The 14605-nt window shown below is 69.7% G+C and carries 13 protein-coding genes; 6 read left to right on the top strand and 7 right to left on the bottom strand.

What is annotated here, in order from left to right:
* Positions 1-48: 48 nt before the first annotated feature.
* Together leuE and ACZ60M_RS06510 are read right to left on the bottom strand one after the other, a co-directional pair.
* Complete coding sequence (leuE, locus tag ACZ60M_RS06515; RefSeq protein ID WP_465415354.1) at positions 49-699, bottom strand: leucine efflux protein LeuE; 651 nt, start codon at positions 697-699, stop codon at positions 49-51.
* A gap of 299 nt (positions 700-998) precedes the next feature.
* Complete coding sequence (locus ACZ60M_RS06510; protein ID WP_465415352.1) at positions 999-1673, bottom strand: TetR/AcrR family transcriptional regulator; 675 nt, start codon at positions 1671-1673, stop codon at positions 999-1001.
* Positions 1674-1793: 120 nt separating this feature from the next.
* On the opposite strand from ACZ60M_RS06510, the gene ACZ60M_RS06505 reads away from it, so the two are divergent.
* On the top strand, positions 1794-2165 hold the full coding sequence (locus tag ACZ60M_RS06505; protein ID WP_465415351.1) for a DoxX family protein: 372 nt from the start codon (positions 1794-1796) through the stop codon (positions 2163-2165).
* Between the two features lie 17 nt (positions 2166-2182).
* Here ACZ60M_RS06505 and ACZ60M_RS06500 read toward each other — a convergent pair whose 3' ends face one another.
* From ACZ60M_RS06500 to ACZ60M_RS06480, 5 genes are all read right to left on the bottom strand, one after another.
* Positions 2183-3112 (bottom strand): GlxA family transcriptional regulator, encoded by a 930-nt coding sequence (locus ACZ60M_RS06500; RefSeq protein WP_465415349.1) that lies wholly within the window; start codon positions 3110-3112, stop codon positions 2183-2185.
* Between the two features lie 16 nt (positions 3113-3128).
* The gene (locus ACZ60M_RS06495; RefSeq protein WP_465415347.1) at positions 3129-3740 is read right to left on the bottom strand and encodes a cysteine hydrolase family protein; all 612 of its coding nucleotides are present in this window, start codon (positions 3738-3740) and stop codon (positions 3129-3131) included.
* A 163-nt stretch (positions 3741-3903) separates the two neighbouring features.
* A complete protein-coding gene (locus tag ACZ60M_RS06490) occupies positions 3904-5043 on the bottom strand; it encodes a glycoside hydrolase family 53 protein (RefSeq protein WP_465415346.1) in 1140 nt (379 codons plus the stop codon).
* Between the two features lie 99 nt (positions 5044-5142).
* A complete protein-coding gene (locus ACZ60M_RS06485; RefSeq protein ID WP_465415344.1) occupies positions 5143-6258 on the bottom strand; it encodes a glycoside hydrolase family 53 protein in 1116 nt (371 codons plus the stop codon).
* A 51-nt stretch (positions 6259-6309) separates the two neighbouring features.
* Positions 6310-8268 carry a beta-galactosidase gene (locus ACZ60M_RS06480; protein WP_465415342.1) on the bottom strand — a complete coding sequence of 653 codons (1959 nt, stop codon included), beginning with the start codon at positions 8266-8268 and terminating at the stop codon, positions 6310-6312.
* A gap of 274 nt (positions 8269-8542) precedes the next feature.
* Here ACZ60M_RS06480 and ACZ60M_RS06475 point away from each other — a divergent pair, with 274 nt between their 5' ends.
* The 5 genes from ACZ60M_RS06475 (at position 8543) to ACZ60M_RS06455 (ending at position 14457) form a co-directional block, all read left to right on the top strand.
* A complete protein-coding gene (locus tag ACZ60M_RS06475) occupies positions 8543-9892 on the top strand; it encodes an extracellular solute-binding protein (RefSeq protein ID WP_465415341.1) in 1350 nt (449 codons plus the stop codon).
* Between the two features lie 22 nt (positions 9893-9914).
* Complete coding sequence (locus ACZ60M_RS06470; protein ID WP_465415339.1) at positions 9915-11285, top strand: carbohydrate ABC transporter permease; 1371 nt, start codon at positions 9915-9917, stop codon at positions 11283-11285.
* 2 nt (positions 11286-11287) lie between these two features.
* The gene (locus ACZ60M_RS06465) at positions 11288-12175 is read left to right on the top strand and encodes a sugar ABC transporter permease (RefSeq protein WP_465415337.1); all 888 of its coding nucleotides are present in this window, start codon (positions 11288-11290) and stop codon (positions 12173-12175) included.
* Between the two features lie 8 nt (positions 12176-12183).
* Entirely contained in the window at positions 12184-13305 is a 1122-nt protein-coding gene (locus ACZ60M_RS06460; protein ID WP_465415335.1) for a glycoside hydrolase family 53 protein, read from the top strand.
* 99 nt (positions 13306-13404) lie between these two features.
* Positions 13405-14457, top strand: a complete 1053-nt coding sequence (locus tag ACZ60M_RS06455; RefSeq protein WP_465415333.1) for a LacI family DNA-binding transcriptional regulator — start codon at positions 13405-13407, stop codon at positions 14455-14457.
* The last annotated feature ends 148 nt before the right edge of the window (positions 14458-14605 follow it).

The following is a 14605-nucleotide window of genomic DNA, read 5'->3' as shown; positions in this document are numbered from 1 at the left end:
GAGCGGAGCGGCGATGCGGGGCTGCATGCGCGCAGGGCGCAGGTGCGGTCAGCTGGTGGCGAGTTTTGCTGCGAAGGCGATCATGACCGCGCCGACGACGCCGTTGCCCGCGGCGGCGAGGCGTCTGCGGCGGCGGAAGGTCTGGGCCAGGCCGTCGCCCGCGACGATGAGCGTCGACAGGTACACCATCGAGCAGACCTGCAGGATCACGTACAGGACGCCGTAGCTGAGCACCGGCCACGCGTACGACGGGTCCACGAACTGTACGAAGAACGCGACGAAGAACAGGATCGCCTTCGGGTTCAGCAGGCTCGCGATGAGCGCCCGCACGAACGGCCGCTCGTTCGCCGCGCCCGCATGGACGACCTTCGCCTCCAGCGGCTCGCCCCGCCGCGCCGCACGCCAGGTCTTCCAGCCGCCGCGCAAGAGCCCGAACGCGAGGTACGCCAAGTACGCGACACCCGCCCAGCGCACCAGGTTGTACAGCACCGGCGAAGCGGCGAACATCGAAGCGAGCCCCGCGGCCGAAGCCACCATCAGCACCGAGTCGCCGAGGAACACCCCCGTCGCGGCCTGGAACCCCGCCCGGCGGCCCTTGCGTGAGGCGACCGACAGCACGTACAGCGAGTTCGGCCCCGGCAGCAGGATGATGAGCACGGTGGCCACGACATAGGTCCACAGATCGACGGTGCCGAACACGGGCGGTTCCTCTCAAGGGGATGCGTGGCCGAGCGGCCGGGTGGTCGAACGGGAGGCCGGGGTCGCGGATTCGGCGACCAGAGGGGGGTCGGGCGCACCGCCTGCCGGACGCGCGAAACTCCGCCAGTCTATTGCCGACCCGGAGGCGGCGGCAACCGTGTACCCGGGCTCCCGAAGCGTCGGCCCGTGGTCGGTCATCCAGGCAACCCGTCTGCGGCGCTCGGCGGCGCGTTCGGTCGTTGTCGTGGTTTGGCCCGGCGATATGTGACATATCACCGGTCACATGGCACCGGCCGCCTTCAGGACTCCGCAGCCCGCCGCTGCCGGGCCATGCCGCGCATCAAGGCCTTCGGGCTCGGTGACGGCGGCAGCGGCTCGGTGCCGCTCTCCGAGAACGCCCTGAGCAGGTGACCCACCAGCCGCTTCGACGCCTCCGGCGCCGCGTCGCCGACCGCCGACAGGACGCCCGCGTTGGCCATCAGGATGATCGGCAGGTCCTCGGGGGAGAAGTCCTCCCGCAGACGCCCTTCCCGCTTCGCCCGTGCGATCAGGTCGGCGAACGCCCGGTACGTCTCCTGGCGCTGGCGTTCGAGCGACTTCACCGCCCCGTAGTTCATGGTCAGGACCTCGGCGAATCCGCGGTTGGCCGCCTGCAGCCCGCACACCGTCTCCACGAAGTCCCGGAAGCCCTCCCAGGCGACCTCCGCGTCGCGCGCCGCCACGGCGGCGTCCCGGCATTGGCGCAGCGCCTCCTCGAAGACCGCCGCGATCAGGTCCATGCGGGTGGGGAACCGGCGGAACAGGGTCGCGATCCCGACCCCGGCGGCGCGGGCGATGCTCGCCATCGACGCACTCAGCCCCTCGCGCCGGTAGACCGCCCGGGCGGCCTCGATGATCCGGTCGCGGTTCTGCTCGGCGTCGCTGCGCAGCCGTCGGACGCGCTTGCACACGGCACTCTCAGAGCTCGGTTCCATCCGAACATCCTAACCAAGTGGAATGCCCTATCCGCTTAGGTTGTTACACTGGCCGACGAATAACGGATAGGGCGTTCCACTTCCGGAGCCGCCCTGCGCACCGACAAGGAGATCGCCCCCATGAACGTCGTCCTCTGGATCCTGCAAGGCCTGCTCGCCGCCGCATTCCTCTACACCGGCTCGCAGAAGGCCATCAAGTCCAAGGAAAAGCTCGCCCCCAATTTCCCCTGGGTGTCCGACTTCCCGCTCGCGGCGGTCAAACTCGTCGGCATCTCGCAGGTTCTCGCCGCGCTCGGCCTCATCCTGCCCGCCCTCACCGGCATCGCGGTGATCCTCACACCCCTCGCCGCCGTCGGCCTCGGTCTGATCATGGTCCTCGCCGCGATCTACCACTTCCGCAAGGGCGAATACTCCACGATCGCCGTCAACGCCGTCATCCTGATCCTCGCCGGGATCGTCGCCTGGGGCCGATTCGGCCCCTACGCCTTCTAACGACGACCGCCCGCAGTTCACGCTGCGGCGCCCGCCCGCAGGCGCCGCAGCATCCTCGCGTCGGCGAACCCGACCGCCCGCGCTGCCGAATCCACCGTGGCGCCCTGGCCGATCAGGTGCTCGGCCCGCTCGAGCCGCAGCACCGACTGGTACCGCAACGGCGTCAAGCCCGTCGCCTCCGCGAACTGCCGCGTCAGCGTCCGCTGCGAGACACCGCAACCGGCCGCTAGCACCGGCAGCCGCAGCGGCTCCGTGTAGTGGGCGTCGATCCGGTCCTGGACCCGGTGCACCGCGTCCGACAGGTGCGAGCGGTGCCGCAGCATCGCACTCGCCTGCGGCTCATCGCCATTGCGGCGGGCGAAGACCACCATCTCCCGCGCCACCAGCGCCGCCATCGCGGGCCCGTGCCGCACCGCCACCAAATGCAGCGCCAAGTCGATGCCGCTGGCGATCCCCGCAGACGTGATCACCCGGTCGTCCTCGGTGTATAGGACGTCACGTATTACTGCGGCTTCAGGGAAACGACGTGCGAGCTCGTCCTGCAGGTCATGGTGCGTCGTGCACCGGCGCCCGTGGAGCAGGCCCGCCTGCCCGAGCGCGAACGCGCCCGAGCAGACGCTCGCGACCGTGCCGCCCCGCCGGTGATGCTCCGAAAGGTGCCGCGCCTGCGTCTCCGAAAGCCTCGGCCCGCCCGCCGTCCCCGGCGACCGCCAGCCCGGCACCATCACCAGGTCGTCAGCGTCGAGCTCCGGCCACCCGGTCTCGGCCCGCACCGGGAGCCCTTGCGCCGTAGGCACTTCCGGCTCCTCCGCGATGTACCGCAACCGGTACGCCGGGGCGGCGCCCGCCGCGACCGACAGGTCCGCCGCAGTCGAGAAGACCTGCGCCGCACCCGCCAGATCCAGCAGGTGCAGCTTCGGCACCAGCAGGAAGACCACCTCCGACACCGCGCCTCCTCACCTCTCAGTCGCGATCGGAAGCACGATCCTGCCACTCGCGCACCAGCGCGTCCACCCCCGTCACCGTCGCGAACCGCCCCGCCAGCGCGTACTCGGTCCGCTCGATGATCGCGTCCGTCCCCAGCGTGCGCGGGTCGGCCAGGATCTCCTCCAGGCCGCGCCCCTGCGGCGCGTCGCGGTGCTCGATCGGGTTCGTCGACGTCGCGTCGGTGACGAACACCGTCGCGTACCCGAGGTCCGAGGCGACCCGGGCCGTCGTCTCGCAGCACTGCTCGGTGCGGATGCCCGTGACGGCGACCTCGCCGACCCCGTGCTGCACGAGCAGCTGCTGGGCGCCGGTCGTGGTGAACGCGTTGTGCGAGGTCTTGAACAGCTCCGGTTCGCCCGCGAACGGCTTGAGCCCGGGCAGGTACTCCACGAACCCGAGCGCCGGGTCGAACACGTTGTCCGTGCCCGGTTCGATGTGGCGCACCCACACCACCAGGTCGCCGTTGGCGCGCGCGGTCTCCACGAGCGGGTTGATCTTGTCGACGATGCCGGGGTTGGACATGTGGGCCCACATGGGGCGCTGGCGGAAGGATTCCTGGACGTCGATGACGAAGAGCGCGGTTCTCATACGGTCAATGCTCGCGGAGCGGAGGCCCTGCGGCCAGGCACGATCGGGCCCGGCCCCGGACCGATCTGGTCATGGAAAAGGCCGTGCCGCCCGATCCCGGGCCGCCCGGTCTTGACCCGGTGGGCGGCTTCGGATCGGACGGCACGGCCGTCCAATGGGGGTGCTACAGGCTGCCGAGGGTCTTGAGCCCCGGGAGCGCCTTGCCGTCGAAGTCGAACAGCGCCTGGTTCTCCCAGCCGTTCCCGCTCGCGGGGTCGGCCGGGTCCCAGCCCGCGCCCGCGACGCCGGTCCAGGTCGCCTCCCACCAGAACAGGCCCTTGCCGAGCCCGTCCGGGACGGCCTTGACGACATCGGCGATGGCTTCGATCCAGTACGACTGGTTCTCCGGGCTCGACGGGAAGCCCGCCACGGGCTCGGGGTCGGTCATGATGTTCCCGAACCCGTCCGAGTCCTCAGTGGTGAACGGGTACGCGGTCTCGACCACGTACAGCGGCTTGCCGTACCGGGTCGCGAGGTCGTTCAGGTTCGCCGCGAGGCCGCTCAGCTCGCCGTGCCAGTACGGGTAGAACGAGGCGCCGATCGCGTGGAACGGCACGCCGTTGGCGACCGCGTTGTCGAAGAACCACTGGAACGCGCCGCTGTTGCCGCCTTCGGCGAGGTGGAGGATGGTCTGCGCCTTGGGGAGGACGTCGGCGACCGCGTCGCATCCGGCCGTCAGGAGCTCGGCCATCTGCTCGAGCTGGTCCCAGCGGCCGTCGGGCCAGATGAGCCCGCCGTTGGTCTCGTTGCCGATCTGCACCAGGCCCGGCTTGACCCCGGCCGCCTTGAGCGCGCCGAGGACGTCAGCGGTGTGCTCGTACACCGCGGTCTTCAGGTCCGCGAAGCTGAGGTCCGCCCAGGCCGCGGGCTTGTACTGCTTGCCAGGGTCGGCCCACGTGTCGGAGTAGTGGAAGTCGACCAGGAGGTCCATCCCTGCGCGCTTGGCGCGCTTGCCGAGTTCGACGACCTGCGTCTTGGTGTTGTAGCCGTCGGCGGGGTCGACCCACACCTTGGCGCGGATGCAGTTGACGCCGTTTTCGGCGAGGATCTTGACGGCGTCGCCCCGGCGGCCGTCGGCGCGGCGGTAGACCGCCCCGAAGTCCTCGTTCTTGATCAGGCCCGAGATGTCGGCGCCGCGGACGAACCCCTGCTTGGAGGGGCGGCCGCCGCTGAGCGATTCGGCGAGGGCGGGGGTCGCGGCGGCGGCCGCGCCGACGGCGAGGACGCCGGCTCCGGCGGCGGTGAGGGCGGTTCTGCGCTTCATGCGGTTCGCTTTCTTGAGGGAGGGGATCGGCGGGCCGGTCCGGGGCGGTGCCTTGTAAAGGCAGCGCGTCGCGGGACCGGCCAGCCTAGGGGTGTGGCTCTACAGGGTGCCGAGGGTCTTCAGCGCCGGGGTGGCCTTCCACGCGAAGTCGAACAGCGCCTGGTTCTCCCAGCCGTTCTTGCTGTTCGCGTCGTACGGGTCCCAGCCGTTGCCCGCCACCGCGGTCCAGGTGGCCTCCCACCAGAACACGCCCGCGCCCCGGCCGTTCGGCACGGCCTTCACGACGTTGGCGATCGCGGTGAGCATGTTCGACTGGCCCGTGTAGCTCGCCGGGTAGCCCGCGACGGGGGTTGCGGCGCTGATGATGTTGCCGAACCCGTCCCGGTCGCCGGGGTTGAACGGGTACGCGGTCTCGACCACGTACACGGGCTTGCCGTAGCGCGAGGCCATGTCGTTGAGGTTCGTCTGGAGCCCCGAGAGGGAGCCGTGCCAGTACGGGTAGTACGAGGCACCGATGGTGTCCCAGGAGACGCCGCGGGCCTGCATGGCGTCGAAGAACCAGCGGAACACCGAGTTGTTGCCGCCCTCGGCGAGGTGCAGCATGACCTTCGCGGCGGGCACCGTCGCGCGGACGGCGTTGACGCCCGAGATGAGGAACTGCGCGAGGTTGTCGAGCTGGTCGTAGCGGCCGGTGGGCCACAGCATCCCGGCGTTGAGCTCGTTGCCGACCTGCACCATCTGCGGGGCCGCACCCGCGGCGTTCATGGCGCCGAGGACGTCGGCGGTGTGGTTGTAGATCGCGGTCTTCAACTGCGCGACACTGTAGTTCGCCCAGGCCGCGGGCTTGGTCTGCGCGCCCGGGTCGGCCCAGGTGTCGGTGTAGTGGAAGTCGACGAGCACGTTCATCCCGGCCGCGCGGGCGCGCTTGGCGACGTTGACGACGTGGGTCTTGTTGTTGTAGCCGTCGGCCGGGTTGACCCAGACCTTCAGGCGGATCCAGTTGACGCCGCTCTTCTGGAGGATCCAGATGGCGTCCTCCTGCCAGCCGTCGGCCCACATGTACACGCCGCCCTTGGCTTCGGACTTGGCGAGGCTGGAGATGTCGGCGCCGCGCGCGAACGCGGTCTGGGCCTGGGCGGACTCGGCCGCGCCGAGGGCCAGGGCCGGCGCGGCGAGGGCCGCGGCGGCGGTGGTGAGGGCTGTCCTTCGCTTCATTGCGAGATCACGTCCTTGTGAGGTAGAGACTTGTGGGAAGGGTTGCAGCGCCTAGGCGCTCGCGACGATGACGACCGCTCCGGCGGGTACCGGGACGCCGTCCGCGTAGGCGGCGCCGGTGAGGGCGTCAGTGCCCCGGAGGTCCGGGACGTGCTGGTCCTGACCGGTGTGGTTGATCAGGAAACTGAAGGGGCCGCGGCGGACCGCCTCGAGCCCGTCGGGGAGCCCTTGGGGCCGTTCGACACCGGCGGCGTCGAGCACTTCGGCGAGGAGCTCGCTCAGACCGGTCTCGTGGTCGAGGGCCGTCGCCGCGTACCAGGCCGAGCCGGAGCCGACCCGGTGGCGGGTGATCGCCGGGCGGCCCGCATCGGGCCCGTCCGCGAACGCGGCCAGGGCCTCGGCGCCGTCGAGGCGCACGTGCTCGGACCAGATGCGGCCGCCCGCACCCGAGGTGAGGGCGAGCCGGGTGCCCTCGTGCACCGGGTGGAACTCCTCGACCCACAGGCCGAGCGTCTCGCGCAGCACGGCGGCGTGCGCGCCGGGGTGGACGGTGTCGTGCTCGTCGACGATCCCGGAGAAGTAGGAGACGAGCAGCTGCCCGCCGCCTTCGACGTACCCGCGCAGGTTCTTCGCCGCGGCGGCGGTGAGCAGGTACGAGGACGGCGCGATCACGGCCTTGTAGCGGCCCAGGTCGGCCTCGGGGTGCGCGAAGTCCACGGTGATGTGCTGCTTCCACAGCGACCTGTAGTAGGCCTCGACGCGCTCGCGGAACTCCAGCTCCACCGAAGGGCGCCATTCGAGTTCGAGGGCCCACCAGGACTCCCAGTCCCACAGGACCGCGACGTCGGCGTGCACGTCAGAACCCACCACAGTGGAGAGTTTGTCGAGGTCGCTGCCGAGGGCGACGACGTCGCGCCACACCTGGGTGTCGGTGCCGCCGTGGGGGAGCATCGCCGAGTGGAACTTCTCGGACCCGGCGCGGGAGGCCCGCCACTGGAAGAACATGAGTCCGTCGGCGCCGCGTGCGACGTGCGAGAGGGAGTTGCGGCGCAGCTCGCCGGGGGTCTTGGCGATGTTGCGCGGCTGCCAGTTCACCGCGGAGGTGGAGTGCTCCATGATCATCCACGGGCCGCCCGCGACGGCGCGGGTGAGGTCGGCGCTCATGGCGAGCTCGATCTCGTGCTCCTCGCGCTCGGCGATCAGGTAGTGGTTGTTGGAGACGACGTCCACGTGCTCGGCCCAGCGGAAGTAGTCCATGTCCTTGCAGTTGGGCACCATGAAGTTCGTGGTCGCCGGGGCCTCGGAGTGCTTGGCGATGATGTCGCGCTGGAGGCGGTAGTTGGCGATGTGCGCGTCGTTGGAGAAGCGCATCCAGTCCAGCTGCAGGGCGGGGTTGACGCCGGGCGGGGCGAGCGCGGGGGCCTCGACCTGGTCGAAGTCGCGGTACGTAAGGCCCCAGAAGGCGGTGCCCCAGGCCTCGTTGAGCGCGTCCACGTCGCCGTACTTGTCGGCGAGCCAGCGGCGGAAGTGCGCGGCGGACTCGTCGCAGTAGCACTGGACGTTGGCCCAGCCGTACTCGTTGTGCAGGTGCCACATCTCGACGGCGGGGTGCTTGCCGTAGCGGGACGCCAGCTGTTCCACGATCGACGCGCACGCGTCGCTGTAGACCGGGTGCGAGGGGCATACGCCGTGGCGCGAGCCCGAGGCCATGGTGCGGCCCTCGAAGTCGACGAGGCGGGTCTCGGGGTGCGCGCGGCGGAACCAGGACGGCGGGGCCGAGGTGGGGGTGCCCAGGTCGACGCCGATGCCGTTGTCGTGCAGCAGGCCGATGACCTTGTCGAGGCCGGTCCAGTCGTACTCGCCGGGGGCGGGCTCGATGATCCCCCAGTTGAAGATCCCGAGGCTGACGAGGTTCACTCCCGCCTCGCGCATGAGGCGGACGTCCTCGTGCCAGACCTCCTCGGGCCACTGTTCGGGGTTGTAGTCGCCTCCGTAGCGAATGGTCTGCACCGTGTCTCCTGTGAGGTTCCTTGCATCAATGCCTGTGAACGTGCACAGTACTCGACGCCTAGCGATCGCGCAACCTGAGGTTATGTCGAGGGCCGTTTCAAAATTGTGATCGTTTCATGAAGAATATTTAACCAAAAAGCGGACAAGTGGCGCAAAACTTGGTTGCTAACTGGGATCTGAGTCGCTAGATTCGTGTAAACGTTCACAGCCCGGTGGCGCGCTTCATACGCCCAGCGCCGACCTGGCCCCTCACTTACCGAGACAAGGACTTGACATGCGCAGCAAAGGTGCTCACGCGGGACCCTCACTCAACCGCCGCAACCTCCTCGCCCTCGGCGGCGGCGTCGCCGCGGCCGGGACACTCGCCGCCTGCGGCAGCCCCGAAGAGGACGCCAAGACCGAGAGCGGCGGCATCGAGTGGGACGCCGACGCCCAGCAGTACGTGATGGAAGAGGACATCGCCTCCGGCAAGAAGGCCCTCAAGGTCTGGTTCGAGACCGACTACGAAGCCGAAGCCGCCATCGCCGCCTTCACCGAGCAGTTCCCGGGTGTCAAGGTCGAGTACGAACTCGTCCCCAAGAACGACGCCGTCGAGAAGATGACGACCGCCGCCGAGGCCGGCAAGGGCGCGGACGTCTACATGTCCTTCTACGACCAGCTCTCCCGCGCCATCGACCAGGGCGTGGCCGCCCCCCTCGGCGAGTACGACGCCGTCCTCAAGAGCCGCATGAGCGAGACCTTCACCGGCGTCGTCTCCGGCGGCGAGGACAACTCGATGCACGCCGTGCCGATCACCACCGAGTCGATCGCGCTGTTCTACAACAAGACCCTCCTCAAGCAGCTCACCGGCTCCGACGCCCCGGCCACCACCTGGGAGGAGATCAAGACCCTCGCCGCCGAGTACAACGACGCGTCGAAGAACCAGTGGACCGTCCAGTTCACGCCCGGCGAGATCTACCACGCCTACTCGATCCTCTCGGCGACCGGCTGGCAGCTCTACCCCGACCTCGACCCGGCCAAGCCGAACTTCGACGACCCGAAGCTCATCGCCGCCCTCGACTACTACGCGGGCCTGCGCGAGATCTTCGACGTCCCGGCCGCCGACGCCACCGAGGAGAACATCCGCCAGGAGTTCTCCGCCGGCACCGTCCCCTACGCGATCAACGGCCCCTGGGCCTTCGCCGACGCCGACGCGGGCGCCGAGGCCAACGGCTTCGAGTACGGCGTTACCGTCCTGCCGAGCGTCGCGGGCGGCGAACCCGCCTCGTCCTTCGCGGGCATGCACACCGCCGTCGTCTCCGGGCACACCGACTACCCGGCCGCCGCGCGCGTCTTCGCGAACTTCCTCGCCTCCGACAAGGGCGCCGCGGTCCTCTACGCGACCACCGGCCAGATCCCGGCCCTCAACGCCGACCTGCTCGCGGGCATCGAAGGCCTCTCGGAGGACCCGCACGTCGCCGGCATCGTCGAGCAGTCCGCCCAGGCCGACCTCATCCCGCAGGTCCCCGAGTACTTCTGGGAGGTCGGCAACGCCCTCGCCGTCGACGTGTGGGACAAGCTGAGCTCCTCCGCCGACGCCCAGACCAAGGCCGTCGACACCTACAACGAGCTGCACGGACTCTAGGACAACTAGGACTGACTGCACGATGAGCAACGCTCCAAGCAGCAAGCTCCCCGCACTGGTGCCGGGCCTCGCCTCGGCACTGGTGTGGGGGGCCGGGCAGCTGATCAACCGCCAGGCGGGCAAAGCCGTCTTCTTCTTCGCGTTCTTCGCAGGCCTGGTCGGCTGGGAGATCGCCTCCGGCAACTACTACGCCGGAATGGACTTCACGCCGCGCAGCAACGGCGGGTTCTTCATCCAGGGCCTGTGGGGCCTGTTCACCCTCGGCACCCAGCCGCGCCAGATGACCGTGACGGGCCTGTCCGAAGGCGACAACTCCGTCACCCTCCTGGCCAGCGGCCTCATCGCGCTGCTCGTCCTCGCCCTCCTGGCGATCATCTGGATCTGGGGCATCCGCGACGCCGCCGCCTACCGCGCGACGCTCAACGCGGGCGGCCCCCGCGAGTCCTCCGCGGCCTACGCCCGCCGCCTGTGGGACAGCGCCTTCGCGTACATCATGCTCTCGCCGGGCCTCGTGCTCGTCGTGTTCATGTCCGTCCTGCCGGTCCTGTTCGTCATCCTCGTCGCGTTCACCAACTACAACCGCGACAACCTGCCCCCCAAGAACCTCGTCGAATGGGTGGGCTTCGACAACTTCGGCGCGATCCTCTCCGGCTCCGCCTGGACGAACACGTTCCTCGGCGTCCTCGCCTGGACCTTCGTGTTCGCGCTCATCACCACCGTCGCCTCCTACGCGCTCGGCTTCTTCCAGGCCGTGCTCCTGGCGAACAAGCGCGTCAAGTTCCCGCGCGTGTGGCGCTCGGTGTTCCTCCTGCCGTGGGCGGTCCCCGCGATCGTCTCGGCCCTGGTGTTCCGCTCCATGTTCAACGGCCAGTTCGGGCCCATCAGCCAGTGGCTGGTCGACGTCGGCCTCACCGACGAGCGCATCTACTGGTTCACCGACGCCTCCAACCCGAACCTCGCCCGCGCCGTAGTGCTCCTCATCAACCTGTGGCTCACCTTCCCGTTCTTCATGGCCCTCGTCGGCGGCGTGCTCACCAACATCGACGCCAGCTACTACGAGGCCGCCCGCATGGACGGCGCCAGCGCCTTCCAGCAGCTGCGCCACATCACCCTGCCGGTGGTCCACAAGACCGTCGCGCCGCTGCTCATCCTCTCGTTCGTGTCCAGCTTCAACAACTTCGGCGTGGTCTACTTCCTCACCGAAGGCGGGCCCGACAACGCGGACTACCGGTTCGCGGGCAGCACCGACCTGCTCGTCACCTGGCTGTTCAAGCTCACGTTCGAGACCCAGCTGTACAACATCGGCGCCGTGATGAGCCTCTTCATCTTCCTCATCGTCGGCACGATCTCCGTGTGGAACCTCAACCGCTCCAAGGCGATCCGGGAGCTCTGACCATGACTACGCAACTTGCCGAACGCCCGGCCACCAAGGCCGCCCCGCGCCGCCGCCGCAAGCCCCGCGGCGAGGGCCTCTCCACGGTCCTCATCCACCTCGAGCTGCTCGTCGTCGCCGCGATCGTCATCTTCCCGCTCCTGTGGGTCGTCGGCGCGTCCGTGAGCCCCGGCGACGGCCTCGGCGAGGTCTCGCCGTTCCCTTCGAGTGCGACCATGGCCCACTACGTGGACCTGTTCACCGAGACCTCGTACGGCCGCTGGTACCTCAACTCGCTCTTCGTCGCCGTGGTCAACATGATCGGCTCGGTCGTGCTCGCCGCGATCTGCGGCTACGTGTTCTCCCGCGTCAAGTTCAAGGGCCGCAAGGCGGGCCTGCTGAGCATCCTCATCCTGCAGATGTTCCCGGCCTTCCTGGCCGCCATCGCCGTCTACATGCTCTTCCTGAACTTCGGCCTGCTCGACTCGCTCACCGGCCTCGCGCTCGTGAGCATCGCCGGGGCGCTGCCGTACAACATCTGGCTCATGAAGGGCTACACGGACAACCTGCCCGCGAGCCTCGACGAGGCCGCCGCGATCGACGGCGCCGGGCGCCTGACGATCTTCGTGCGCATCATCCTGCCGCTCATGCGCCCCATGCTCACCTTCGTGGCGATCACGCAGTTCACGCTGCCGTGGATGGACTTCATCCTGCCGCGCCTGGTGCTGCAGAGCGCGGACAAGCAGACCGTGGCCCTCGGCCTGTTCAACATGATCAGCTCCGAGTACGCCAACTCGTACACGACGTTCGCCGCGGGCGCCGTCGTGCTCGCCCTGCCGATCACCATCCTCTACATCGTCCTGCAGCGCTACCTCGTCACCGGGGCCGCCGCGGGCGCCGAGAAGGGGTAAGGAAACTGATGCTCTTGCCCATCCGAGGCGCCGACGTCTCCATGACCGCCGAGATCGAACAGCGCGGCGCGGTCTTCCGCGCCGACGGCACCGAGCACGACCTGTTCGGACTGCTCGCCGCGCAAGGCGTCAACTGGATCCGCCTGCGCCTGTGGGTCGACCCGCGCGACGACGCCGGCGATCCTTACATGGGCGGCACCAACGACCTCGCGACCACCGTCGCGCTGGCCCGCCGCGCCAAGGCGGCGGGCCACCAGGTCCTGCTCGACCTGCACTACTCGGACTTCTGGACGGACCCGAAGAAGCAGTCCACGCCCAAGGCGTGGCGCGGCCTCGAAGGCGCCGAGCTCGAAGCGCGCGTGCGCGACTGGACCTCCGACGTGCTCGCGGCCCTCGCGGCGGCCGGCGCGTCGCCCGACATGGTGCAGGTCGGCAACGAGATCACCAACGGCATGCTCTGGCCCGAAGGCCGGACCCCGAAGTTCATCGACGCCGAACGGCGCTTCGAACGCGAAGACCCTGAGGCGTTCGACCGCCTCGCCGGGCTCCTTGCGGCGGGCGTTGCGGCAGTGCGCGAAGCGGGCGAGGCGCGGGTGATGATCCACCTCGACTTCGGCGGCGCGAACGAGCTGTACCGCGGCTGGTTCGACCAGGCGACCGCGCGCGGCCTCGACTTCGACGTGATCGGCCTGTCCTACTACCCGTACTGGCACGGGACCCTGAAGGACCTGGGCGCCAACCTGAACGACCTCGCCGACCGGTACGGCAAGGACCTCGTGGTGGTCGAGACCGCGTACGCGTGGACCGGCGAGTCCCCGGCCGGGCACCACCAGGTGTTCCAGCTGGGGCTGGCCGAGACGGGCGGCTACCCGGCCTCGCCGGAGGGCCAGGCCGCGTACCTGCGCGACCTGTACACCACTGTGGACGACGTGCCCGGCGGGCGCGGCCTCGGGATCGTCTACTGGGAGCCCGCGTGGCTGCCGGTGGACGGCACCACCTGGGCCTCGCGGGCCGGGATGGAGTACGGCGACGACGTGGTCGACGAGCACGGCAGCTCGTGGGCCAACCAGGCGCTGTTCGATTTCGAAGGGAACGCGCTTTCGTCACTGCGGGCGCTCGGCGGCGGGTGACACCCCTGCGGTGCGGCCGCTTCGGCGCAGAGCGCGGAAGCCGCGGAGAGGCCGCCGTCCCCTTGGGCGGCCTCCCCGCACCCCGCCCGGGCCGAGCCGATGGCCGGGGCGGGCGATAATCGAGTGAGACACAAGGGAGAGCTGAGCATCTTGACACGGAAACGACCGACGATCCACGACGTGGCCGAGGCCTCGGGCGTCTCGCGCGGTACCGTCTCCCGCGTCCTCAACGGCAAGGCGAACGTGTCGCTGTCGGCCGAGGCGGCGGTGCGCCGTGCGGTCGCCGAGACCGGTTACGTGGTGAACCGGGCGGCGCGGAGCCTGAAGACCAGCCGGACCGGCTCGATCGTCATGGTGCTCTCGGAGCCGCAGGAGCGGCTGTTCGAGGACCCGAACTTCTCGGTGCTCATGCGCGTGGCCACCAACCAGCTCGCCGACCGCGACATGTCGCTGGTGCTCATGATCGCGGGCGACGACGGCGGCCGCGACCGGGTGGCCCGGTACCTGCGCGGCGGCCACGCCGACGGCGCGCTGCTCATCTCCACCCACGCGGGCGACCCGCTGCTCGACGAGATCGAGCGGGCGGGCGTGCCCGCCGTCGCCCTCGGCGCGGTCCTCGGCCGCGAATCGGTGATCCCGTACGCCGCAGCCGATGAGCGCGGCGGCGCCCGTGCCATGGCCGAGTACCTGGTCGAGCAGGGGCGCCGGAAGATCGGCATGATCACCGGCCCGCTCGACACACCCGGCGGCTCGCTCCGCCTGGAGGGCTTCACGAGCGTCCTCGGCCGCAAGGCCGGGAAGCAGATGGTCGTGCACAGCGACTACACGCAGGCGGGCGGCGAGGCCGCCATGCACCGGCTGCTCCAGAACGTGCCGGACCTCGACGCGGTGTTCGTCGCCTCGGACCTCATGGCCGCCGGTGCGCTGCAGGCGCTGCACGCGGCCGGCCGCCGGGTGCCCGAGGACGTCGCCGTCGGCGGTTTCGACGACTCGGCGATCGCCTCGGCCACCCGCCCGGCCCTCACCACGGTCCGCCAGCCGCTCGCGAAGGTCGCCGAGGAGACCGTCCGCCTCCTCCTCGCGCTGCTCGAGGACGAGGAAGTCGAACCGATGATCCTTCCGACCGAGCTGATCGTCCGCGACTCGGCTTGATCGGTGCCGCTGGCCGAGCGACGGCCGGGCACTCTTCGAGCGCGGCTTCGCTCCGGCGGCGGCACCGAAGTGGCCCTGCTCCAGCGCTCTGTACTGCGTCATATGTCATGTACTACGAAGTCGGGGCGACCGGTTCACCGGTCGCCCC

The sequence above is a fragment of the Glycomyces sp. NPDC050141 genome (assembly GCF_055586545.1).
Note: the sequence above shows the minus strand (reverse complement) of the source record. Positions and strands in the feature narration are given on the sequence as shown.

Coding starts and splice junctions, on each gene's coding strand:
- ACZ60M_RS06510 (WP_465415352.1), bottom strand. CDS start 1,673: ATGGAACCGAGCTCTGAGAGTGCCGTGTGCAAGCGCGTCCGACGGCTG.
- ACZ60M_RS06505 (WP_465415351.1), top strand. CDS start 1,794: ATGAACGTCGTCCTCTGGATCCTGCAAGGCCTGCTCGCCGCCGCATTC.
- ACZ60M_RS06495 (WP_465415347.1), bottom strand. CDS start 3,740: ATGAGAACCGCGCTCTTCGTCATCGACGTCCAGGAATCCTTCCGCCAG.
- ACZ60M_RS06490 (WP_465415346.1), bottom strand. CDS start 5,043: ATGAAGCGCAGAACCGCCCTCACCGCCGCCGGAGCCGGCGTCCTCGCC.
- ACZ60M_RS06485 (WP_465415344.1), bottom strand. CDS start 6,258: ATGAAGCGAAGGACAGCCCTCACCACCGCCGCCGCGGCCCTCGCCGCG.
- ACZ60M_RS06475 (WP_465415341.1), top strand. CDS start 8,543: ATGCGCAGCAAAGGTGCTCACGCGGGACCCTCACTCAACCGCCGCAAC.
- ACZ60M_RS06470 (WP_465415339.1), top strand. CDS start 9,915: ATGAGCAACGCTCCAAGCAGCAAGCTCCCCGCACTGGTGCCGGGCCTC.
- ACZ60M_RS06465 (WP_465415337.1), top strand. CDS start 11,288: ATGACTACGCAACTTGCCGAACGCCCGGCCACCAAGGCCGCCCCGCGC.
- ACZ60M_RS06460 (WP_465415335.1), top strand. CDS start 12,184: ATGCTCTTGCCCATCCGAGGCGCCGACGTCTCCATGACCGCCGAGATC.
- ACZ60M_RS06455 (WP_465415333.1), top strand. CDS start 13,405: ATGGCCGGGGCGGGCGATAATCGAGTGAGACACAAGGGAGAGCTGAGC.